Source organism: Sphingomonas sp. LM7 (assembly GCF_002002925.1).
Taxonomy (GTDB): domain Bacteria; phylum Pseudomonadota; class Alphaproteobacteria; order Sphingomonadales; family Sphingomonadaceae; genus Sphingomonas.
The window spans coordinates 3,031,758-3,051,008 of record NZ_CP019511.1 but is presented as its reverse complement, the minus strand read 5'-3'; the positions used below and the strand labels follow the sequence as shown (position 1 = coordinate 3,051,008).

Here is a 19,251-nt window from a genome sequence, read left to right as displayed (position 1 = left end):
GACACCCTGCAAAAGCGACTGTTCACGCGGAACGAAATGCGTACAGGTTGCCTGCACCGATGATGCCGCCGCTCCCCTACCCCGCGCTGCACGCGAGCCATGGCGGCATCTGGATCGCCACCGCCGACGAGACGCGCGCCGTGAGCCGGGGCGAGGCGATCCGGATGGCGGCCGACACCCCGCTGATCCTGCTCAACGCGCCGCTGATCGGCCAACGGCTCGGCCATCCCGAATTGAACGGGCTCGATCTGCTTGAATTGTTCGCCTTCCTGCGTCCGGCAAGCTTCATGGTGCCGACGCCCAAGGGACTCGCACGCGCCGTGCGACTGGCAGTGCCGGAAGGCGATGCCGAGGTCGCCGGCTTCCTCCGCCGCGCCGCCGAGGCGCTGCTTGCCATTCCGCAGGGCGATTGGGCCGAGCGCGAGGGGGCATGGAATTCGGTCCAGTCGCTGTTCCGGCTGCGCTGGCCCTGGGCGCCGGCGCTGAGCCCGCGGATCGGCCAGCCGGGACAGGCCGAACGCTGGCTGTTCGCCAAGCTGCCCGAATGGGAAGAGCGGCCGCCCCGCCCCGCCCCGCGGACGATCACGCTGTCCGACACGGACATTGCCGAGCGGCTCGCCCGCCTCACCGGCAGTGGCGCCGAGCGGCGCCAGGGCCAGCGCGACTATGCCGCCGCCGCCGCCGGCGCCTTCGCCCCGCGCGAAGTGCGCGATTCGCCCAATCTCATCCTTGCCGAGGCCGGCACCGGAATCGGCAAGACGCTCGGCTATCTCGCCCCCGCCTCGCTCTGGGCCGAGCGCGCCGAAGGGCCGGTCTGGGTCTCGACCTTCACCAAGGCACTCCAGCGCCAGCTCGCCAATGAAGGCGACCGGCTGTTTCCCGACGCAGAGACGCGCAAGGCGAAGATCGTCACCCGCAAGGGACGCGAGAATTACCTGTGCCTGCTCAATCTCGAGGACGCGCTGCAGGGCGGGTTCGCGGGCCGCGCTGCGATCCTCGCGCAACTCGTCGCGCGCTGGGCCGCCTATTCGGCGGACGGCGACATGATCGGCGGCGACTTGCCCGGCTGGCTGCCCACGCTGTTCCGCCGTAACGGATCGACGGCGCTGACCGACCGGCGCGGCGAGTGCATCTATGCCGGCTGCCCGCATTATCGGAAATGTTTCATCGAGCGCGCCGCGCGTGCCTCGGCCGAAGCGGATATCGTTATCGCCAACCACGCGCTGGTGATGGTCAATGCCGCCCGCGGCCGCGAATCGGCGACGCGCCCGACGCGCTATGTGTTCGACGAGGGACATCATCTGTTCGACGCCGCCGACGCGATGTTCTCGGCGGCGCTGACCGGACAGGAGGCGATCGAGATCCGCCGCTGGGTCACCGGCCCCGAATCGGGCTCGCGCGGAAGGAGACGCGGCCTCGCCGCACGCCTCTCCGATGTCGCCAGCTATGACGAGGAAGGCGGGCTCGCCATCGCCGAGGCCGTCGATGCCGCGCGCGCGCTGCCCAGCGACGGCTGGCTCCAGCGGCTGAACGAAGGCGAACCCTTCGGCCCGGTCGAGGCGCTGCTCGCTGCGGTGCGCGGGCTTGTCTACGCCCGCGACACCAATGGCTCGGGCGATGCCGGCTACGGGCTCGAGACCGAACTCGCCGAGCCCGATGGCGCGCTGGTCGAGGCGGCGGGGCCTGCCGGGGCAGCGCTCGATTCGCTCGTCCGCCCCCTGGTCAAGCTCGGGCGCCGGCTCGAAGCGGTGCTCGCCGACGCGCCCGACTGGATGGACGGTCCGGCGCGCGCGCGGATCGAAGGCGCGATCGCCTCGCTCGGCTGGCGCACCGAGACCGTTGGCGCGTGGCTCGCGCTGATCGCGCGGATCGGCGGGCCGGCGGACCCCGAATATGTCGACTGGCTCGCCGTCGATCGCGTCGAGGGGCGCGAATATGATGTCGGGCTTCACCGCCACTGGCTCGATCCGTCGAAGCCCTTCGCCAAGACCGTGCTCGAGCCAGCCCATGGCGCGGTGATCACTTCGGCGACGTTGCGCGCCGGGGGCGACTGGAACGTTGCCGAGGCGCGCTCGGGCGCGGTCCATCTGCTTCGCCCGGCGCAGCGCTTCGAAGCGATCAGCCCGTTCGATTATCCGGGCCAGGCCGAGGTGCTGATCGTCACCGACGTCAAGCGCGGCGATTTGCCCGCGCTCGCCAACGCCTATGCCCGGCTGATCGTCGCGGCGGAGGGCGGGACGCTCGGACTGTTCACGGCGATTCGCCGGCTGCGCGCCGTCCATGCCCGCATCGCCGACCGATTGGCGCGCGAGGGGCTGCCGCTGCTCGCCCAGCATGTCGATCCGATCGACACCGGGACGCTCGTCGATATCTTCCGCGACGATCCGCGTACGTCGCTGATCGGCACCGACGCGCTCAGGGACGGCGTCGATGTGCCCGGCCATTCGCTCCGCATGGTGGTGATGGAGGGCGTGCCCTGGCCCAAGCCGAGCGTGCTCCACGCGGCGCGGCGACTCGCCGGCGGCGGCACTGCCTATGACGATCGCATCGTCCGCGCGCGGCTGGCGCAGGCGTTCGGCCGGCTGATTCGCCGCGCCGACGATCGCGGCACCTTCGTCTTGCTTTCCGCCGCCAGCCCGTCGCGGCTGCTCGACGCGTTTCCGCCGGGGACGCCGGTGGCGCGCGTCACGCTCGACGAGGCGGTCGCGCGGGTTCGGCTTTCCCTGGAGAGCCGATTGCGGCATGAGGCGCCCGCGAACGCCTGACGGGGACGTGATGAAGACGCTCACATTGCTGCGCCACGCCAAGTCGGGTTGGGACGATCCCGTCGCACGCGATTTCGATCGTCCGCTCAATCCCAAGGGCCAGCGCGCCGCGGCGATGGTCGGGCGCCACATGAAGTCGCTCGGCCTCGCCTTCGATCATGTCGTCGCCTCGCCCGCGGTGCGGGTGGTCGAGACGCTAGATCATGTCGGCCAGGGCTATGCCTGCGATCTCGCGCCGGCCTGGGACCAGCGCATCTATCTCGCCTCGACGGCAACGCTGCTCGACGTGGTGCATGATCTTCCCGCTGGCGCGGAGCGCGTGCTGCTCGCCGGGCACAATCCCGGGCTGGAGGAGCTGGTGCTGTTGCTGGTGCCTGAGGAGGGCGGGGCGCTGCGCGAGGAAGTCGAAATCAAATTCCCCACTGCGACGCTGGCGGAAATGACGTTCGACGTGGCGGACTGGGGCGACGTGCGAGCCGGACAGGCGACGCTCACGCGCTTCGTGCGGCCCCGCGATCTCGATCCGAGCCTGGGGCCGGACGCACCCTGAACCCCGTTCGTGCTGCGCTAGTCGAAGCACGCATCTCTGCCAGTGACGTGCTTGTGGCGAGTTGTCCTTCGACAAGCCCCGGGGCGAACGCGTGTGAGAGCGAAGCTAGCCGTCTTCCTCGAGCGCCTTGACCAGTGCGTCGCGGATGCCGCGAAAGGCTTCGGCGCTGCTCTTGGGAGTCGATTTGTTCGCCTTTTCCTCGGCCAGCAGCTTCTGGACGCCGCGGATCGTATAGCCTTCGTCGGTCAGGAGATGGTGGATACGGCGGACCAGCGCGACGTCGTCGGGCCGGTAATAGCGGCGGTTGCCCGCGCGAGTCAGCGGCCGCAGCTGCGGGAAGCGCGTTTCCCAGTATCTTAATATATGTTGGGGTCGGCCGATTTCCTGCGCGAGTTCGCCTATGGTGCGGAGGGCGCCAGCCGCCTTCTCCGCGGGGGGCATCGCGTTCTCAGCTGCCTGCCACGATGCGGTCGCGCATCATCTGGCTGGCTCTGAAGGTTAGCACCCGGCGAGGCGCGATCGGCACTTCGACGCCGGTCTTGGGATTGCGGCCCACCCGCTCGCCCTTGTCGCGCAGGATGAAGCTGCCGAAGCCGGAAATCTTGACGTTCTCGCCCTTCGACAGGGCTTCGCACATATGGCCGAGGACCTGTTCGACGATGCGGGAGGCGTCGGCGCGCGACAGTCCGACTTCGCGATGCAGCGATTCGGCCAAATCTGCCCTGGTCAGCGTGCCCGCAGCCGGCATGTGCGCAAGTCCCCGATTAATCCGTGTTCAGACCGAAGCGTATCAGATTGTCTTCCCATGGCAAACCACAACATTTCGTTGCGGTAACGAGCTCAACTCGTTCCGACACATATCAGAAACGTACGACCGCTGCACCCCAGGTAAAACCGCCACCCATCGCTTCGAGGACGATGAGGTCGCCTTGCTTGATTCGGCCGTCGCGCACGGCGGTGTCGAGCGCGAGCGGCACCGATGCGGCCGACGTATTGGCGTGCTGGTCGACGGTGACGACGACCTTTCCGGCGTCGAGCCCGAGCTTGCGCGCGGTCGCGTCGAGGATGCGGGCATTGGCCTGGTGCGGCACCACCCAGTCCACGTCGCTCGATTGCAGGCCGGCCGCTGCGAGCGACTCGGTCATCACCGCGGCAAGGTTGACCACGGCGTGGCGGAACACTTCGCGGCCCTTCATCCGAAGCTTGCCGACGGTGCCGGTGGTGGACGGTCCACCATCGACATAGAGGAGGTCGTTGTGGCGGCCATCGGCGTGGAGCCGAGTCGCAAGGATGCCGCGGCCGGTCGCGTCGTCGCTGTCCTGGCCTTCGAGCACGATCGCGCCGGCGCCGTCGCCGAACAGCACGCAGGTCGCGCGGTCTTCCCAGTCGAGGATCCGGCTGAAGGTCTCCGCGCCGATCACCAGCGCGCGGCGGTGCGCGCCGGCGCGGATCATCGAATCGGCGACCTGCACGGCATAGAGGAAGCCCGAGCATACCGCGGCGACGTCGAACGCGACGCAATCGTTGATGCCCAGCGCGGTCTGCACGCGGGTGGCGCTGGCCGGGAAGGTCTGGTCGGGGGTGGCGGTGGCCAGCACGATCAGGTCGATGTCGGTCGCGGCGATCCCGGCGGATTCGAGTGCGCGGCGCGCGGCGCCGGTCGCCAGCGTACTCGTCGTCTCGTCATCGCCGGCGATGTGGCGGAAGCGGATGCCGGTTCGCTCGACGATCCATTCGTCGGAGGTATCGACGCGCTCCGCCAGCTCGGCATTGGAAACGCGTCGTTCCGGCAGGAAGGAGCCGGTTCCCAGAATCACCGAACGAATGGTCACGCAGCCTTTGCCTCGAAATTCCCGAGATCCTCGGCGATTCGCCGATTGAGATCGTCGCGCAGCATCTTCGCCGCGAAGCCGATGGCGGTGTCTACGCCCACTTCGTTCGCGCTGCCATGGCTCTTCACGACGATGCCGTTGAGTCCGAGGAAAACCGCGCCGTTGTGATTGTTGGGATCGAGATGGGTGCGCAGCAGCTCGGTGGCGGGGCGCGAGATCAGGAAGCCGATCTTCGAGCGCGTCGAGCTTGAGAAAGCACGCTTGAGCAGGTCCGCGACGAATCGGGCGGTGCCTTCGATCGTCTTGAGCGCGATATTGCCGGCGAAACCGTCGCAGACGATGACATCGACTTCGCCGCGCGACAGCTTGTTGCCTTCGATAAAGCCCTTGAAGTCGAGTCGCAGGTGCTTGGCGGCGCGCAACTCGGCGGCGGCATCGCGGATGTTATCGGTGCCCTTCATCTCCTCGGTGCCGATGTTGAGGAGCGCGACGCGGGGCTTTTCGAGGTCGAGCGCGATTCGCGCATAGGCCGCGCCCATCACGGCGAACTGGACGAGGTTGCGCGCATCTACTTCGGTATTGGCGCCCAGATCGAGCATCACCGTGTCGTTCTCGCCCAGCGTCGGCAGCAGTGCCGCGAGCGCGGGCCGGTCGATGCCGGGCATCGTGCGCAGCGACAGCTTGGCCATCGCCATCAACGCACCGGTATTGCCCGAAGAGACCGCCGCGCCCGCCTTGCCCTGCTTCACCTGATCGATGGCGATTCCCATCGACGTGGTCTTGGCGCGGCGAATCGCGGCGCTCGGCTTGGCATCGGACGCGACGACGTCGGCCGCGTGGACGATCTCCGACGCAGCCGTCAAATTGGGATGGCTTTCGAGCCCGGCGCGAATCTGCGCTTCGTCGCCGACGAGGATGAATTCCATCCCCTCGAAGCGACGGCGCGCACGTGCGACGCCCGCGAGCATGACTGCGATCCCCTCGTCGCCGCCCATTGCATCGACGGCGATTCGCATTGGGGTGGTCATGCCTGCAGGCCCTGGCTCGAGTGCGTGGCTCAGCCCTCGGCGGAGATGACTTCGCGGCCGTTATAATGGCCGCACGCCGAGCACAGATTGTGCGGGCGCTTTAGTTCGCCACAGTTCGAGCATTCCTGGAATGCCGCGACGGTGAGCGAATCGTGCGACCGGCGCATGCCACGCCGCGAAGGCGAGGTCTTTCTCTTGGGAACGGCCATTTAGGCACCTTTATTTCGAAAACACGTGAACGAGTCGCGATACGCCCGCGTCAATGTCCGGGCAAGCGACCGTTGAACCGGCGGCCCGCCGGACCAACAGGGCAGGTCACGAAGCGAGGCAGCGCCTATACCGATTCTTGCCCGACTTGCAAGGGCGTGGCACGGGTACGCCAACCAAAAGGGGGTCGTTCATGTTTTTCCTGCCCGTCGCGCTCGTCACCGCGGGAGCCTGCGCGCTTCTCAATTTCTGGCTCGGGCTGCGCATCAGCCGGCTGCGGCTGTCGGAAAAGATCCTGGTCGGCGACGGCGGCAACCTGCGGCTGGTCGCCCGGATGCGCGCGCAGCTCAACTTCGCCGAATATGCGCCGCTGGTGCTGATTCTGATCGCACTGATCGAACTCGCCCGCGGCACCCAGGCCTGGCTGTGGGGCGTCGCGCTGGTCTTCGTGGTCGGCCGCATCCTCCACGCCTTCGGGATGGACGGCTGGCGGCTCGGGCGGATGCTCGGCATCGCCACCACGATGCTGGCGATGCTCGGCCTCGCCGGGTATGCCGTCTATCTCGGCTACACCGGGCTCAACCCGCTGCGCTGATGAGCGGTCTCCCCTCCCTGCTTGCAGGGAGGGGCTTACCTCCCCAACGCCGCGTCGCTCACGAACGCATTCGTCCGCCGCTCATGACCGAAATTGCTCGGCTGGCCGTGGCCGGGGACGAACACGGTATCGTCGCCGAGCGGCCATAGCTTGGCGACGATCGCGTCGATCAGGTCCTGGTGATTGCCCAGCGGGAAGTCGGTGCGCCCGATCGATCCCTGGAACAGCACGTCGCCGACCAGCGCCAGCTTCGAGGGCACATGGTGGAAGACGACATGGCCGGGCGTGTGGCCTGGGCAGTGATAGACGTCGAGCACCAGGTCGCCGACGGTCACCTGGTCCCCCTCGACCAGCCAGCGGTCGGGCTCGAACGGCACCCCGCGCACGCCATATTTGCGCCCGTCCTCCTCCAGCCGCGCGATCCAGAAGCGATCCGCTTCCTGCGGCCCCTCGATCGGCACGCCCAGTTCGGCGGCGAACTCGCCGGCCAGCCCGCAATGGTCGATATGGCCATGCGTGATCAGGATCTTCTCGATCGTCACCTGATGCTGCTGCATCGCCGCATGAAGCCGGTCGAGGTCGCCGCCGGGATCGACAAAGGCGCCGCGCATCGTGCGCGTGCACCAGATCAGGCTGCAATTCTGCTGGAGCGGCGTGACCGGCACGATCGCCACGCGCATCGGAGGGTTTGACATGGCGCTGCTGATAGGTGGCGCGCCGCGCGGCCGCAACACGGGCTTGCCGTGGCGCGGCGCTGGCGCCATGCGGCGTGCGATGGCGTTGCCCACTCCTCCGTTCGTGCTGCTCGACGATGCCCGCCCCGGCGGCGCAGCGGCGCGGCTCTATGCCGATCCGGTCGAGATCGTCCGCGCCGATCACCCCGAAGACGTCCGCCCCGCGCTCGAAGCGTTGCGCGCCGCGCGCCGCCGCGGCCTCGATGCGGCAGGCTATATCCGGTACGAGGCGGCGGCGGGGCTGGAGCCGAAACTGGCGCATCTCGCCGCACCGGGCCCGCTGCTGTGGTTCGGATTGTTCGACGGCTATCGGCACGTCGATCCCGCCACGATCCTGCCCGATCCCGCCGGCGCCTGGGCGGGGACGCCACGGCCGCGGATCGCGCGGAGCGACTATGCCGCTCGCTTCGCCCGCGTTGCCGAACTGATCGCCGCCGGCGACATCTACCAGGCCAATCTGACCTTCCGCGCCGAAGTCGCCACCGCCGGATCTCCCGCTGCAGTCTATGCGCGGGTGCGCCAGCGGGCCGCCGCCGGTTATGGCGCGCTCGTCGCCACCGGGGAGGAATGGCTGCTGTCCTTCTCGCCCGAACTGTTCTTCGCGCTGGAGAGCGGTGCGCTCACCGCCAAGCCGATGAAGGGCACGGCGGTGCGCGACGCGGATCCGGCGCAGGACGCCGCCAATGCCGCCGATCTGCGCGCCGATCCCAAGCAGCGCGCCGAGAATCTGATGATCGTCGACTTGATGCGCAACGATCTCAGCCGAGTGGCGCGTCCTGGCAGCGTCGCGGTGCCGCAGCTCTTTCATGTCGAGCGATATCCGACGGTCCACCAGATGGTTTCGACGATCACCGCCGAATTGCGCGAAGGGCAGGACGCCATCGATGCGCTCGCCGCGCTGTTCCCCTGCGGCTCGATCACCGGCGCGCCCAAGCTGCGCGCGATGGAAATCATCGCGCAGAACGAGGATGCGCCGCGCGGCGTCTATACCGGCGCGATCGGCCGGCTCGATGCGTCTGGCGACGCGATGTTCAACGTCGCGATCCGCACGCTCGCGATTCCCGGGGGCGACTCGACGGCGATTTTGGGTCTAGGGTCGGGCGTGGTTGCCGATTCGGACCCCGAACAGGAATGGCAGGAATGCCTCGCCAAGGGCGCCTTCGTGACGGCAGGTGAGCGTCCGTTCGACTTGATCGAGACGATGCGCTTCGATCCGATGGACGGCATGCCGCTGCTCGAGCGCCATCTTTCGCGGATGAAGGCCAGCGCCCAGCTTTTCGACTTCGCGTTCGATCGCCATTCGGTCCGCAACGAGCTCCAGGCCGCGACTTTCCGGCTGCGCAGCGCGTCGAAGGTGCGGCTGCTGCTGGGGCGTTCGGGGGCGATCGCGATCGGCATCAGCCCGATGCCCGACGCCGCCGAGCAGCCGGTGCGCGTGGCGATCCGTCGCCAGGAAGTTGCGCCGGACGACTTCCGCCTGCGCCACAAGACCAGCCGCCGCGGCTTCTATGACCGCGCCCGCGCCGATTCGGGCGCCTGGGAAGTCGTGTTCACCGATCCCGACGGCTTCCTTACCGAAGGCAGCTTCACCAGCATCTTCGTCGAGCGCGCCGGAGTGTTGCTGACGCCGCCGCTGGCGCGCGGGCTGCTGCCCGGCGTGCTCCGCGCCGAGCTGATCGAGAGCGGCCGCGCGATCGAGCACGACCTTCGCCCGGAGGACCTTGCCGGCGGGTTCCAGCTCGGCAATGCGCTGCGGGGACTGGTTGCAGCCGTTACAGTTGCGGAACGCGCGAACGCCAACGTATAGGCGCGGCCATTCCCTCTCCGGAAAGGCCGCCGTTCATGCAGACCTCCGCCGCGCTCCAGCGCATCCAGCCCTCCGCCACGCTCGCGATGACGAGCCGTGTGTTCGAGCTGAAGCGGCAGGGGATCGACGTGATTGGTCTCGGCGCCGGCGAGCCCGATTTCGACACGCCCGATTTCGTCAAGGAAGCGGCGATCGAGGCGATCCGCGCGGGCAAGACCAAATACACCAATGTCGATGGCACGCCCGAGCTCAAGCAGGCGATCGTCGCCAAGTTCGCGCGCGACAACGGCCTGACCTATGCCGAGAACCAGATCAGCGTGAATTCGGGCGGCAAGCACACGCTGTTCAACGCCTTTTGCGCGACGATCGACGCGGGCGACGAAGTCATCATCCCCGCGCCTTATTGGGTAAGCTATCCCGACGTCGTCGAATTCGCCGGGGGCAAGCCGGTCTTCATTTCGGCGGGTGCGGACCAGAACTACAAGATCAAGCCCGAGCAGCTCGAGGCCGCGATTACCGCCAAGACCAAGTGGGTGGTGCTCAATTCGCCGTCGAACCCGACGGGCGCGGCCTATAGCGCGGCGGAGCTCAAGGCGCTGGGCCAGGTGCTCGAAAAGCACCCGCATGTGCTGATCTATGCCGACGATATGTATGAGCATATTCTGTATGACGGCTTCGAATTCGCGACGATCGCGCAGGTCTGCCCGTCGCTCTACGATCGCACGCTGACGGCCAATGGCGTGTCCAAGGCCTATGCGATGACCGGCTGGCGGATCGGCTATGCCGGCGGCCCGGCGTGGCTGATCAAGGCGATCGGCAAGCTCCAGTCGCAGTCGACGTCGAACCCGTGCAGCATCTCGCAGGCCGCGTCGGTCGCCGCGCTCAATGGTGACCAGGGCTTCCTCAAGGAGCGCGTCGCGGCGTTCCAGGGGCGGCGCGATCTCGTCGTCGGCATGCTCAACGCTATCGACGGCATGACCTGCCCGACCCCAGAAGGCGCATTCTACGTCTATCCCGAATTCGCCGGGCTGATCGGCAAGACCACGCCCAAGGGCCTGACGATCACCACCGACGAGGAAATGATCGGATATCTGCTCGACGAGGCCAAGGTCGCGGCGGTGCACGGCGCTGCCTTCGGCCTCTCGCCGGCGATGCGGATCAGCTACGCCACGTCGGAAGCGCTGCTGACCGAGGCGTGCACGCGAATCCAGACCGCCTGCGCCGCCTTGCGCTAAGGCGCGAGACGCACGATCTTGCGGCGATGCGCAAGATCGTCCTGCCCGCCCTCGCCGTCGCCACGCTCGGCGCGGTGCTGTTGCTGCCCGCTGCCGCGGCACCTGCCGAGCGCGCGGTGGCGATTCCCGCGCCCGCGCAGGACGTTACCGGCGGCAAGGAGCAGCAGGTAGCGGTGCTCGCCGGGGGCTGCTTCTGGGGGATGGAGGCGGTCTTCCAGTCGGTGAAGGGCGTCCATTCGGTGACCAGCGGCTATGCCGGCGGCACGCGCAGCACCGCGAATTACAGCAAGGTCTCGACCGAGCGCACGGCGCACGCCGAGGCGATCCGCGTCGTCTATGATCCGCGCAAAGTGAGCTACGGCACGCTGCTGCGCATCTATTTCTCGGTCGCGCACGATCCGACCCAGCTCAATCGCCAGGGACCCGACACCGGCCCCAGCTATCGCTCGGCGATCTTTCCGCAGGACGATGCCCAGCGCCGCGTCGCTACCGCCTATATCGCGCAGCTCGGCGGCACCAAGGCGTGGCCGCGCCCGATCGTGACGCGCGTCGAAACCGGCAATTTCTACCCGGCCGAAGCCTATCATCAGGACTTTTTCTGGCGGAACCCGACGCATCCCTACATCGTGCGCTGGGACAAGCCCAAGGTCGCCGCCTTCCGCAACGCCTTCCCGACGCTGGCGAACTGATCGGCCGAGGTAGGATCAGGGGATCAGATCAGCCCCATCGCCGCCAGCTCGCCGACCAGCCCCGCCGGCATCTCGGCCACCCCCGCACCGGCTTCGCCCAGGTCGATGGGCGCGTCCGCGCCCTCCAGGTAGCGCCAGCCCTGGTGTGCGCGCTTGGGCCGGGCCTGGACGAGCACCAGCCTGGGTTCGAGATAGATCGCGACGCGCCCGCCTTCGGCCTCGCCGAAGCCGAGGATCGGCGAGCGCCCGATCAGCTGATGCTTGATGATCCAGAACAGCGATCCGCCCGCGATTTCCGCGTGCCGCTTGGGCAGATAGCGCGTCGTCAGGAAGGCCGGCTGGTGCGCGGCCTTGAGCGCCAGTCGTTCCTCAAGATATTCGATGCTGTCGCAGCCATAGGCGACTTTGGTCAGGTGTAGCGGCACATGGCCTATCTGGGGCGGCGTCGACCGGAGGACAAGCGCGGCCGTCGCGGAACCCTTCCAATGTAGGATTTGCTATGTGACGCTTTATCTCTGCTCTTTGAACCGTATAGCCGCCAGCGTAACTGCATTATATTGTTGCGTGAGTGCGTAACTAAATTGCTGGTTCACCGTAAAAAGCGTAAAACTTGGCGCGGCAAATCCTTCAAGCGCCGAGTCGCTAGCCGACCAGCCCCGACGCCGTCGCCAGCCCGAGGAACGCCAGGAAGCCCATCGAATCGGTCACCATCGTGACGAACACCGACGATGCCACCGCCGGATCCTGGCGGAAGCGCTCGAGCGTCACCGGCACCAGCACGCCGGCGAGCCCGGCGATGACGATATTGGCGAGCATCGCCGTCGCGATCACCACGCCCAAGGTGAGATCCCAGAACAGCGCGCCGATCGCCACGCCGATCACTGCGGCGATGGTCAGCCCGTTGAGCACGGCGATGGCGATCTCGCGCCGGATCGCGCGCAGCGTGTTGGACTGAGTCAGCTGGTTGGTGGCGAGCGCGCGCACCGTCACTGCCAGTGTCTGGGTGCCGGCATTGCCGCCCACCCCCGCGACGATCGGCATCAGCGCGGCCAGCACTGCCTTGTGTGCGATCGTCGCTTCGAAAAAGAACACGATCGTCGCCGGAATCAGCGCCGTGGCCAGGTTGGTAATCAGCCAGCGGACTCGGACCTTGTAGCTGTCCAGCACCGGCTCGTTAATGTCGCCTTCGCCCGCGCCGGAGAGGTGGAGGATGTCCTCGCCGGCCTCTTCGGAGATGATGTGGACCACGTCGTCGACCGTGATCATGCCCACCAGCCGGCCGTTCGAATCGATCACTGCGGCGGATATCAGCGCATATTTCTGGAAGCGGAGCGCCACTTCCTCCTGGTCCATGTCGGCCGGGATCAGCGTCTGCTCGCGCGCCATCACGTCGCTCACGGCCACGCTGCGCGGGGTCCGCAGTATCCACGAGAGCGCGCAGGTGCCCACCGGATGGTGCGCCGGATCGACGACGAAGATTTCCCAGAAATCGGTCGCCAGCTCGTCATGGCCGCGCAGGTAATCCAGCACGTCGCCGACGGTCCAATGCTCCGGCACGGCGATCAGCTCGCGCTGCATCAGGCGGCCGGCGGTCTCTTCGGGATAGGAGAGCGCTTCCTCGATCGCGGCGCGGTCGTCGGGATCGAGCGCGCGAAGCACTTCGCGCTGATCCGCGGGCTCCATGTCCTCGATGATCGCGACGGCGTCGTCGGTATCGAGCTCGGCGGCGATGTCGGCGACCTGATGCGGCTCGAGTGCGTCGACCAGCGCCTCGCGCACCCAGTCGTTCATCTCGGCGAGCACGTCGCCGTCGATCAGGTCGGAAATCGCCGCGGCCAGCGCGGGGCGCAACTCGGCCGGCGTCAGCTCGACGAGATCGGCGATGTCGGCGGGGTGGAGCGGCGCGACCCGCATCCGCGCCGTCTCGGAATCGCCTGCCGCAACCGCTTCGAGCACGGCGCTGACGAATTCGGGCTTGAGCCGGTCGTCTTCGTCGAGCTCGCTTTCGGGCGGCTGCGATTCGGCGTGAAGTTCGGTCTCGCTCATCGTCCGACCTCCCTGATGCGCCCGGTTGCGCCGCTCCTAGCGCGGCGTGTTGCCGCTGCCAATGCAGCGCGCATGTTGCAAGCCAAACACAACCCGCCTAGGGCCGCGGGCAAATCGGTCCATGGAGTAACCAATGTCGGAACCCAGCACGCTCGTCCTGACCCTCGACACCGGGGATGTCCGCATCAAGCTCCGCCCGGACCTCGCGCCGAAGCATGTCGAGCGGATCACCAAGCTCGCCGGCGAAGGCTTTTACGACGGCGTGATCTTCCACCGCGTGATCGACGGCTTCATGGCGCAGGGCGGCGATCCCTCGGGCACCGGCATGGGCGGTTCGAAGGAGCCCAACCTGCCGCAGGAATTCAATGCCCAGCCGCACGTCCGCGGCGTCTGCTCGATGGCGCGGACCAACGATCCGAACACCGCCAATTCGCAGTTCTTCATCTGCCTCGACGACGCGACCTTCCTCGATCGCCAGTACACGGTGTGGGGCGAAGTGACCGAAGGCATGGACCATGTCGACGCGCTGCCCAAGGGCGAGCCACCCCGCAATCCGGGCAAGATCGTCAAGGCGACGGTCGAGGCCTGAACCTGCCGAAGCCCCTCCCTTCATCGGAGGGGCTTTTGCTATCTGCGGGACCGCGCCGGCTTAGACGGTGTCGGCGCCGAGTGCCTCGATCAGCCAGTCGTGGAAGATCCGCACCGGGCGCTGGGTGAGCGCCCGCGGGCGGCACACGAACCAATAGCTGTAATGGCTCTCCACGGTCAGGTCGAACAGTTGGACGAGCCGATCGTCGCGCGCCGCCTCGAAATGCGATTCGAGCATGAACGCGACGCCGAGCCCCTGCGCCGCTGCCTCGAGCATCAGATTGCCCGAGTCGAAATGGTCGATCGCCAGCGGCTCCAGGTCCGGGAAGCCGGCTGCCGCGCGCCACGCCGTGAAGGTCTCCGGCATGTCGCGATGGACGAGCGCGGTAAGCTTCGAAAGCTGTTCGGGCCGGGTGACCGGATCGGGCCCCTCGACCAGCGCCCGCGATCCGATGACATGGACCCGGTTGCGATCGAGGCGCTGCGAATAAAAGCCCGGATCGATGTCGCGCGCGATCACGATCGCCGCGTCGAGCCCGTCGCCCAGCCGCGCCACGCCGTATCCGGCGGTATCGACGTCAAGATGAAGCTCGGGATGGCGGCGCTTGAGTTCGGGCAGGCGCGGCAGAAGCTGCTGGGTTGCATAGAGCGGCAGGACGCCCAGCCGCAGCCGGATCAACTCGCTGCCGCTGGTCATCGCCTCGACTGCGTCGGTCATCGCATCGAGCGCCGGCGCGATCAGCCCGAGCAGCCGGTCGCCATCGTCGTTGAGCTTGAGTGCCTGGTGCCGCCGTTCGAACAGCGGCCTGCCGATGAAGCGTTCGAGCGACTGGACTCGCCGGCTTAGCGCTGGTGAGGAAAGCGCCAATTCCTCGGCCGCCGCCTTGATCGAGCCGAGACGCGCGACCTGGACGAATGCCTCGATGGCGGTGAGGGGCGGTAGCCTACGCATTTTCTTTCTTTTGTGCACTGCACCACAAGCTTCGCCCACAGCTTGCAACCGCGCAAGCCCTGAAAGCGCCTGTGGAGCTAGTATGAGTAATCGCAATTACGATTGCAACCTTTGCAATCCGGTTACGTATCTTTCGCACTTGCACAATAAATCGTCGCACTGCACATAGAGCAGGCCTTTCAGGCATCCTCTCCTAAAACTTTCCAAGGCGGGCCTCGCGGCCCGCCCTTTTTTTTGCCCCTCGCGGCACCGAACCCGCGTTCCTATGTTCCCGCCTTCATGCCGGAAGAGGAATGATAGTGGCGGACGACGAAAGCAGAGGAAGCAAGCTCCAGGTAGCCAATGCCCGGCCCGAGGACAGCGGCCGCGGTCTCGCGCACATTCCGCGCTCGCTGATGGGCGTGTTGGGCATTACCGAAGGCGATGTGATCGAGATTATCGGCAAGCGCGCCACCCCTGCGCGCGCCGTGCTGCCCTATGCCGAGGACGAAGGGCTCGAGCTTCTGCGCATCGATGGCCTCCAGCGCGCCAATGCCGGCGTCGGCTCGGGCGATTTCGTCGAAGTGCGCAAGGCAGTGTCGAAGCCAGCGGCTCGCGTGGTGTTCGCGCCCGCCCAGGCCAATCTGCGCCTCCAGGGCTCCTCGGCCGCGCTCCAGCGCACCTTTTACGGCCGCCCGCTGGCCCAGGGCGACATCGTCGCCACCGCCGGGCATCATCGCGTCGTCGATCCCAACGTCCAGCGCTGGGTCAGTGCGCCGGCCTATGCGCTTCAGGAAATCCGCCTGCTGGTGGTTTCGGCGACGCCAAAGGGCATCGTTCATATCGACGAGAATACCGAAGTCGAATTGCGGGCTGAATATGAGGAGGCTGCCGAGAGCCGCCGCGCCGACGTCACCTATGACGATATCGGCGGGATGGCGGCCACGATCGACCAGCTCCGCGAGATGGTCGAGCTGCCGCTGCGCTATCCTGAGCTGTTCCAGCGCTTGGGCGTCGATCCGCCCAAGGGGGTGCTGCTCCATGGGCCGCCCGGAACCGGCAAGACGCGGCTCGCGCGGGCGGTGGCCAATGAGAGCGATGCGACCTTCCACCTGATCAACGGCCCCGAGATCATGGGCTCTGCCTATGGCGAGTCCGAGTCGCGGCTGCGCCAGGTGTTCGAGGAAGCGGCCAAGTCGGCTCCGTCGATCGTGTTCATCGATGAGATCGATTCGATCGCGCCCAAGCGCGGTCAGGTCTCGGGCGAAGCGGAGAAGCGCCTCGTCGCGCAGCTGCTGACGCTGATGGACGGGCTGGAGGCGCGTGCCAATATCGTCGTCATCGCCGCGACCAATCGCCCCGAGGCGATCGACGAGGCGCTGCGGCGTCCCGGCCGCTTCGACCGCGAAATCGTGGTCGGCGTTCCTGACGAGCGCGGGCGCCGCGAGATCCTGGGCATCCATACCCGCGGCATGCCGCTGGGCGACCGCGTCGATCTCGGCGAGCTCGCGCGCACCACCTATGGCTTTGTCGGTGCCGATCTCGCCGCCCTCACGCGTGAGGCGGCGATCGAGGCAATCCGGCGGCTGATGCCCCGGCTCAACCTCGAGGATCATACGATTCCCCCCGAGGTGCTCGACACGCTGTCGGTCGTCCGTGAGGATTTTCTCGAAGCGTTGAAGCGCGTACAACCGAGCGCGATGCGCGAAGTGATGGTCGAGGCGCCGCGCATCCGCTGGGAGGATGTCGGCGGGCTCGATGACGCGCAGATGCGTCTCAAGGAAGGCGTCGAACTGCCGCTCAAGGATCCCGACGCGTTCCGCCGGCTTGGCATCCGTCCGGCCAAGGGCTTCCTGCTCTATGGCCCGCCCGGGACCGGCAAGACTTTGCTGGCCAAGGCTGTCGCACGGGAGGCGGAGGCGAACTTCATCGCCACCAAGTCGAGCGACTTGCTGAGCAAATGGTATGGCGAGAGCGAGCAGCAGATCGCCCGGCTGTTCGCCCGCGCCCGCCAGGTCGCGCCGTGCGTGATCTTTATCGACGAGCTCGATTCGCTGGTCCCCGCCCGCGGCGGCGGCTTGGGCGAGCCCCAGGCTACCGAGCGCGTGGTCAATACCATCCTGTCGGAGATGGACGGACTCGAAGAGCTCCAGTCGGTGGTGGTGATCGGCGCGACCAATCGCCCCAACCTGATCGATCCGGCGCTGCTGCGGCCGGGCCGGTTCGACGAACTCGTCTATGTCGGCGTGCCCGATAGGGCGGGCCGCGAGCGGATCCTCCACATCCAGACCGAGAAGATGCCGCTGGCTAGCGACGTCGATCTGGGCGAGATCGCGGCAAGGGCCGAGCGCTACACGGGCGCCGATCTGGAAGATGTCGTCCGCCGTGCCGGCCTCGTCGCGCTGCGCGAATCGCTCCAGACCAAACATGTGACCATGGCGCATTTCGAAGCGGCACTCGCCGATTCGCGCGCGACGGTGACGCCCGAGATGGAAGACGAATACGAAGCCATGCAGGGTCGGCTCAAGCAACAGGCCTCGGCGATCCAACCGCTCGGCTTCATTGCGCCGGGGACGCTCCGCGGCCGGGGTCCGAAGGGCGCAGACTGACCCAGGCATAGACGACCAGCCCCGCTAGGGCGGCGGCCGCTGCCAGATAGGGCAGCGGCCGCCACAGCTCGTACAGGCCGACGCCAATCGACGGCCCGAGCACGAACGCGGCGCCGTTGATCGACGTGACCTTGCCGGCGACCGCGCCCTGCGCCTCGGCGCCGACGGCGAGCGACGAGCCAGCCGTGAATCCCGGCCGGGCCAGGCCCATGCCGAGCGAGGTCAGCGCATAGCCGAGCGCGATGCCGTAAAGCGATGTCGCGCTGCCGGTCGCGACGCAGCCGACCAACCCGATCGCTGCCCCGGCCAGCACCAGCGCGCGCGGCTTGAGGTCGAGCAGCGGGATCAGCCCCCATTGCGCGAGCAGCGCCGACCCGGCGCCCATCATCAACACCAATCCGGTGGGTTCCAGCGCCTCCATCGGCGACACCGCCAGCCGGTCGATGATCAGGAAGCCGATCGCCTGGCCGGTCATCGCCTGGGCGTGGCCGACCACCAGCCCGCTGATCATCCAGCCGCGCACCCGCTGGTCGAAATAGCCCACTTTCTCGCTCGATTGCCCGGTCGCCGCGGTGACGGTGGCGCCGGTCGCCTGCCCTCCGATTGACGGATAGCTTGCCGCCGCGCCGTGCTCGACGCCTTCGTCACGCGGGAGCAATCGCGCCACCGCGATCCAGATCACTGCGCCGATCGCCGCAGCGACGAAGGCGGGGCCGGCCAGCCCGATCTCGGGTCCGTCCTGCCACAGCGAGCCGAGCACCAGATAGGGCGCGATCGCCGGCCCGAGGATCGTGCCCAGTCCGAACGCCGAAGCGAGCAGGGTCAGCGCCCTGGTCCGTTCCTCGCGGGTGGTACGCCCTGCGACGATCGCCTGTACCGCCGGCGGTGCGGCCGATCCGAACGTTCCATAGATCACGCGCGCCGCGATGAACGCGATGAACGTCGCGAGCGGGCCGAGTATGCCGTTGATCCCGAGCATCAGGAACAGACCGCACAGCGCCAGCGACACGGTAAATCCAGCAACGCCGAGCAGCACCATCGCCCGGCGCCCGTGCCGGTCCGATCGATTGGCCCAGAAGGGCGCGGCGATCACCCAGAGCAGGGCGGAGACCGAAAACACTGCCGCCACAGCGCTGTCCGCGGCGCCCAGCGAGCGTCCGAGCGCAGGGAGCACCGATTGCAGCGCGGTATTGCCCGCCGCGATTGCCAGCATCACCGCGAACAGCAAGGCGAAGGTGCGATCGAAGCCGCGAACCTTCATGCGCGATCCCAGCCATAGCTGCGGGTGATGTCGGCAACGTGCAGCCTGTACCAATTATACCAGCGCCCGCGCCCCGCCTCGCGGATCTCGGCATGTTCGGGATGGTTGCGCCACGCGACTGCGCTCGCCTCGTCAGCCCAATAGCTGAGGGTGATGCCGAGCCCGCGGGTCGAGACGCTGTCGATCCCGCGATAGCCCGGCTGGCGTGCGGCAAGTTCGTCCATTGTCGCGGCTGCGGCGGCATAGCCCGGCGCATCGTCGCCGGTGCGCTCGGACACGAACACCACTACCAGCTGCCCCGTCCGATCCTCGGCCATCTGCGTGCCCTCCCTGTGCCGATGCCGGATAGGCACTTTGGGCGCTCAGGCAAACCC

Annotated in this window: 19 protein-coding genes; 8 read left to right on the top strand and 11 right to left on the bottom strand. The window is 67.5% G+C overall.

What is annotated here, in order from left to right:
• Positions 1-59 precede the first annotated feature (59 nt).
• A complete protein-coding gene (locus tag BXU08_RS13970) occupies positions 60-2,765 on the top strand; it encodes an ATP-dependent DNA helicase (protein WP_077510608.1) in 2,706 nt (901 codons plus the stop codon).
• Positions 2,766-2,775: 10 nt separating this feature from the next.
• Positions 2,776-3,315 (top strand): histidine phosphatase family protein, encoded by a 540-nt coding sequence (locus BXU08_RS13965; RefSeq protein WP_077512414.1) that lies wholly within the window; start codon positions 2,776-2,778, stop codon positions 3,313-3,315.
• Between the two features lie 105 nt (positions 3,316-3,420).
• On the opposite strand, the gene BXU08_RS13960 is transcribed toward BXU08_RS13965, so the two are convergent.
• The 5 genes from BXU08_RS13960 to rpmF all read right to left on the bottom strand — a co-directional run bounded on the left by BXU08_RS13960 (position 3,421) and on the right by rpmF (position 6,384).
• The gene (locus BXU08_RS13960; RefSeq protein ID WP_077510607.1) at positions 3,421-3,756 is read right to left on the bottom strand and encodes a MerR family transcriptional regulator; all 336 of its coding nucleotides are present in this window, start codon (positions 3,754-3,756) and stop codon (positions 3,421-3,423) included.
• Positions 3,757-3,763: 7 nt separating this feature from the next.
• Positions 3,764-4,063 carry an integration host factor subunit alpha gene (locus BXU08_RS13955; RefSeq protein WP_077510606.1) on the bottom strand — a complete coding sequence of 100 codons (300 nt, stop codon included), beginning with the start codon at positions 4,061-4,063 and terminating at the stop codon, positions 3,764-3,766.
• 112 nt (positions 4,064-4,175) lie between these two features.
• On the bottom strand, positions 4,176-5,147 hold the full coding sequence (locus tag BXU08_RS13950; RefSeq protein WP_077510605.1) for a beta-ketoacyl-ACP synthase III: 972 nt from the start codon (positions 5,145-5,147) through the stop codon (positions 4,176-4,178).
• Positions 5,144-6,175: a phosphate acyltransferase PlsX gene (plsX, locus tag BXU08_RS13945; protein ID WP_077510604.1), complete on the bottom strand. Its 1,032-nt coding sequence runs from the start codon at positions 6,173-6,175 to the stop codon at positions 5,144-5,146. Before plsX ends, BXU08_RS13950 begins: the two co-directional genes overlap by 4 nt.
• 29 nt (positions 6,176-6,204) lie before the next feature.
• Positions 6,205-6,384 (bottom strand): 50S ribosomal protein L32, encoded by a 180-nt coding sequence (gene rpmF / locus BXU08_RS13940; RefSeq protein WP_077510603.1) that lies wholly within the window; start codon positions 6,382-6,384, stop codon positions 6,205-6,207.
• 191 nt (positions 6,385-6,575) lie between these two features.
• Here rpmF and BXU08_RS13935 point away from each other — a divergent pair, with 191 nt between their 5' ends.
• The gene (locus BXU08_RS13935) at positions 6,576-6,977 is read left to right on the top strand and encodes an MAPEG family protein (protein WP_077510602.1); all 402 of its coding nucleotides are present in this window, start codon (positions 6,576-6,578) and stop codon (positions 6,975-6,977) included.
• 35 nt (positions 6,978-7,012) lie between these two features.
• On the opposite strand, the gene BXU08_RS13930 is transcribed toward BXU08_RS13935, so the two are convergent.
• Complete coding sequence (locus tag BXU08_RS13930; protein WP_077510601.1) at positions 7,013-7,672, bottom strand: MBL fold metallo-hydrolase; 660 nt, start codon at positions 7,670-7,672, stop codon at positions 7,013-7,015.
• Positions 7,673-7,751: 79 nt separating this feature from the next.
• On the opposite strand from BXU08_RS13930, the gene pabB reads away from it, so the two are divergent.
• From pabB to msrA, 3 genes are read left to right on the top strand one after another with little or no spacing between them, the layout of a single operon-like run.
• Positions 7,752-9,518, top strand: a complete 1,767-nt coding sequence (gene pabB / locus BXU08_RS13925; RefSeq protein ID WP_077512412.1) for an aminodeoxychorismate synthase component I — start codon at positions 7,752-7,754, stop codon at positions 9,516-9,518.
• Positions 9,519-9,553: 35 nt separating this feature from the next.
• Positions 9,554-10,753 carry a pyridoxal phosphate-dependent aminotransferase gene (locus BXU08_RS13920; protein WP_077510600.1) on the top strand — a complete coding sequence of 400 codons (1,200 nt, stop codon included), beginning with the start codon at positions 9,554-9,556 and terminating at the stop codon, positions 10,751-10,753.
• 26 nt (positions 10,754-10,779) lie between these two features.
• The gene (msrA, locus tag BXU08_RS13915; RefSeq protein ID WP_077510599.1) at positions 10,780-11,442 is read left to right on the top strand and encodes a peptide-methionine (S)-S-oxide reductase MsrA; all 663 of its coding nucleotides are present in this window, start codon (positions 10,780-10,782) and stop codon (positions 11,440-11,442) included.
• Positions 11,443-11,465: 23 nt separating this feature from the next.
• Here the strand turns inward: msrA and BXU08_RS13910 are convergent, their stop codons facing one another.
• The gene (locus BXU08_RS13910; protein ID WP_077510598.1) at positions 11,466-11,867 is read right to left on the bottom strand and encodes a DUF1489 family protein; all 402 of its coding nucleotides are present in this window, start codon (positions 11,865-11,867) and stop codon (positions 11,466-11,468) included.
• Positions 11,868-12,084: 217 nt separating this feature from the next.
• Entirely contained in the window at positions 12,085-13,488 is a 1,404-nt protein-coding gene (gene mgtE / locus BXU08_RS13905) for a magnesium transporter (RefSeq protein WP_077510597.1), read from the bottom strand.
• A 133-nt stretch (positions 13,489-13,621) separates the two neighbouring features.
• On the opposite strand from mgtE, the gene BXU08_RS13900 reads away from it, so the two are divergent.
• On the top strand, positions 13,622-14,077 hold the full coding sequence (locus BXU08_RS13900; RefSeq protein WP_077510596.1) for a peptidylprolyl isomerase: 456 nt from the start codon (positions 13,622-13,624) through the stop codon (positions 14,075-14,077).
• A gap of 60 nt (positions 14,078-14,137) precedes the next feature.
• On the opposite strand, the gene BXU08_RS13895 is transcribed toward BXU08_RS13900, so the two are convergent.
• Entirely contained in the window at positions 14,138-15,028 is an 891-nt protein-coding gene (locus BXU08_RS13895; protein WP_077510595.1) for a LysR substrate-binding domain-containing protein, read from the bottom strand.
• A 293-nt stretch (positions 15,029-15,321) separates the two neighbouring features.
• Here BXU08_RS13895 and BXU08_RS13890 point away from each other — a divergent pair, with 293 nt between their 5' ends.
• Positions 15,322-17,616 (top strand): CDC48 family AAA ATPase, encoded by a 2,295-nt coding sequence (locus BXU08_RS13890; RefSeq protein WP_253190380.1) that lies wholly within the window; start codon positions 15,322-15,324, stop codon positions 17,614-17,616.
• Here BXU08_RS13890 and BXU08_RS13885 read toward each other — a convergent pair.
• The gene (locus BXU08_RS13885; RefSeq protein ID WP_077510594.1) at positions 17,567-18,877 is read right to left on the bottom strand and encodes an MFS transporter; all 1,311 of its coding nucleotides are present in this window, start codon (positions 18,875-18,877) and stop codon (positions 17,567-17,569) included. The genes BXU08_RS13890 and BXU08_RS13885 overlap by 50 nt on opposite strands.
• Entirely contained in the window at positions 18,874-19,194 is a 321-nt protein-coding gene (locus BXU08_RS13880; protein WP_077510593.1) for an antibiotic biosynthesis monooxygenase, read from the bottom strand. The genes BXU08_RS13885 and BXU08_RS13880 overlap by 4 nt, the downstream gene beginning before the upstream one ends.
• Between the last annotated feature and the right edge of the window lie 57 nt (positions 19,195-19,251).

Excerpts from the sequence above, each read along its gene's own strand:
- BXU08_RS13970 (WP_077510608.1), top strand. The coding sequence starts at position 60 with ATGATGCCGCCGCTCCCCTACCCCGCGCTGCACGCGAGCCATGGCGGC.
- BXU08_RS13965 (WP_077512414.1), top strand. The coding sequence starts at position 2,776 with ATGAAGACGCTCACATTGCTGCGCCACGCCAAGTCGGGTTGGGACGAT.
- BXU08_RS13960 (WP_077510607.1), bottom strand. The coding sequence starts at position 3,756 with ATGCCCCCCGCGGAGAAGGCGGCTGGCGCCCTCCGCACCATAGGCGAA.
- BXU08_RS13955 (WP_077510606.1), bottom strand. The coding sequence starts at position 4,063 with ATGCCGGCTGCGGGCACGCTGACCAGGGCAGATTTGGCCGAATCGCTG.
- plsX (WP_077510604.1), bottom strand. The coding sequence starts at position 6,175 with ATGACCACCCCAATGCGAATCGCCGTCGATGCAATGGGCGGCGACGAG.
- rpmF (WP_077510603.1), bottom strand. The coding sequence starts at position 6,384 with ATGGCCGTTCCCAAGAGAAAGACCTCGCCTTCGCGGCGTGGCATGCGC.
- BXU08_RS13935 (WP_077510602.1), top strand. The coding sequence starts at position 6,576 with ATGTTTTTCCTGCCCGTCGCGCTCGTCACCGCGGGAGCCTGCGCGCTT.
- BXU08_RS13930 (WP_077510601.1), bottom strand. The coding sequence starts at position 7,672 with ATGTCAAACCCTCCGATGCGCGTGGCGATCGTGCCGGTCACGCCGCTC.
- pabB (WP_077512412.1), top strand. The coding sequence starts at position 7,752 with ATGGCGTTGCCCACTCCTCCGTTCGTGCTGCTCGACGATGCCCGCCCC.
- BXU08_RS13920 (WP_077510600.1), top strand. The coding sequence starts at position 9,554 with ATGCAGACCTCCGCCGCGCTCCAGCGCATCCAGCCCTCCGCCACGCTC.
- msrA (WP_077510599.1), top strand. The coding sequence starts at position 10,780 with ATGCGCAAGATCGTCCTGCCCGCCCTCGCCGTCGCCACGCTCGGCGCG.
- mgtE (WP_077510597.1), bottom strand. The coding sequence starts at position 13,488 with ATGAGCGAGACCGAACTTCACGCCGAATCGCAGCCGCCCGAAAGCGAG.
- BXU08_RS13900 (WP_077510596.1), top strand. The coding sequence starts at position 13,622 with ATGTCGGAACCCAGCACGCTCGTCCTGACCCTCGACACCGGGGATGTC.
- BXU08_RS13895 (WP_077510595.1), bottom strand. The coding sequence starts at position 15,028 with ATGCGTAGGCTACCGCCCCTCACCGCCATCGAGGCATTCGTCCAGGTC.
- BXU08_RS13890 (WP_253190380.1), top strand. The coding sequence starts at position 15,322 with ATGATAGTGGCGGACGACGAAAGCAGAGGAAGCAAGCTCCAGGTAGCC.
- BXU08_RS13885 (WP_077510594.1), bottom strand. The coding sequence starts at position 18,877 with ATGAAGGTTCGCGGCTTCGATCGCACCTTCGCCTTGCTGTTCGCGGTG.
- BXU08_RS13880 (WP_077510593.1), bottom strand. The coding sequence starts at position 19,194 with ATGGCCGAGGATCGGACGGGGCAGCTGGTAGTGGTGTTCGTGTCCGAG.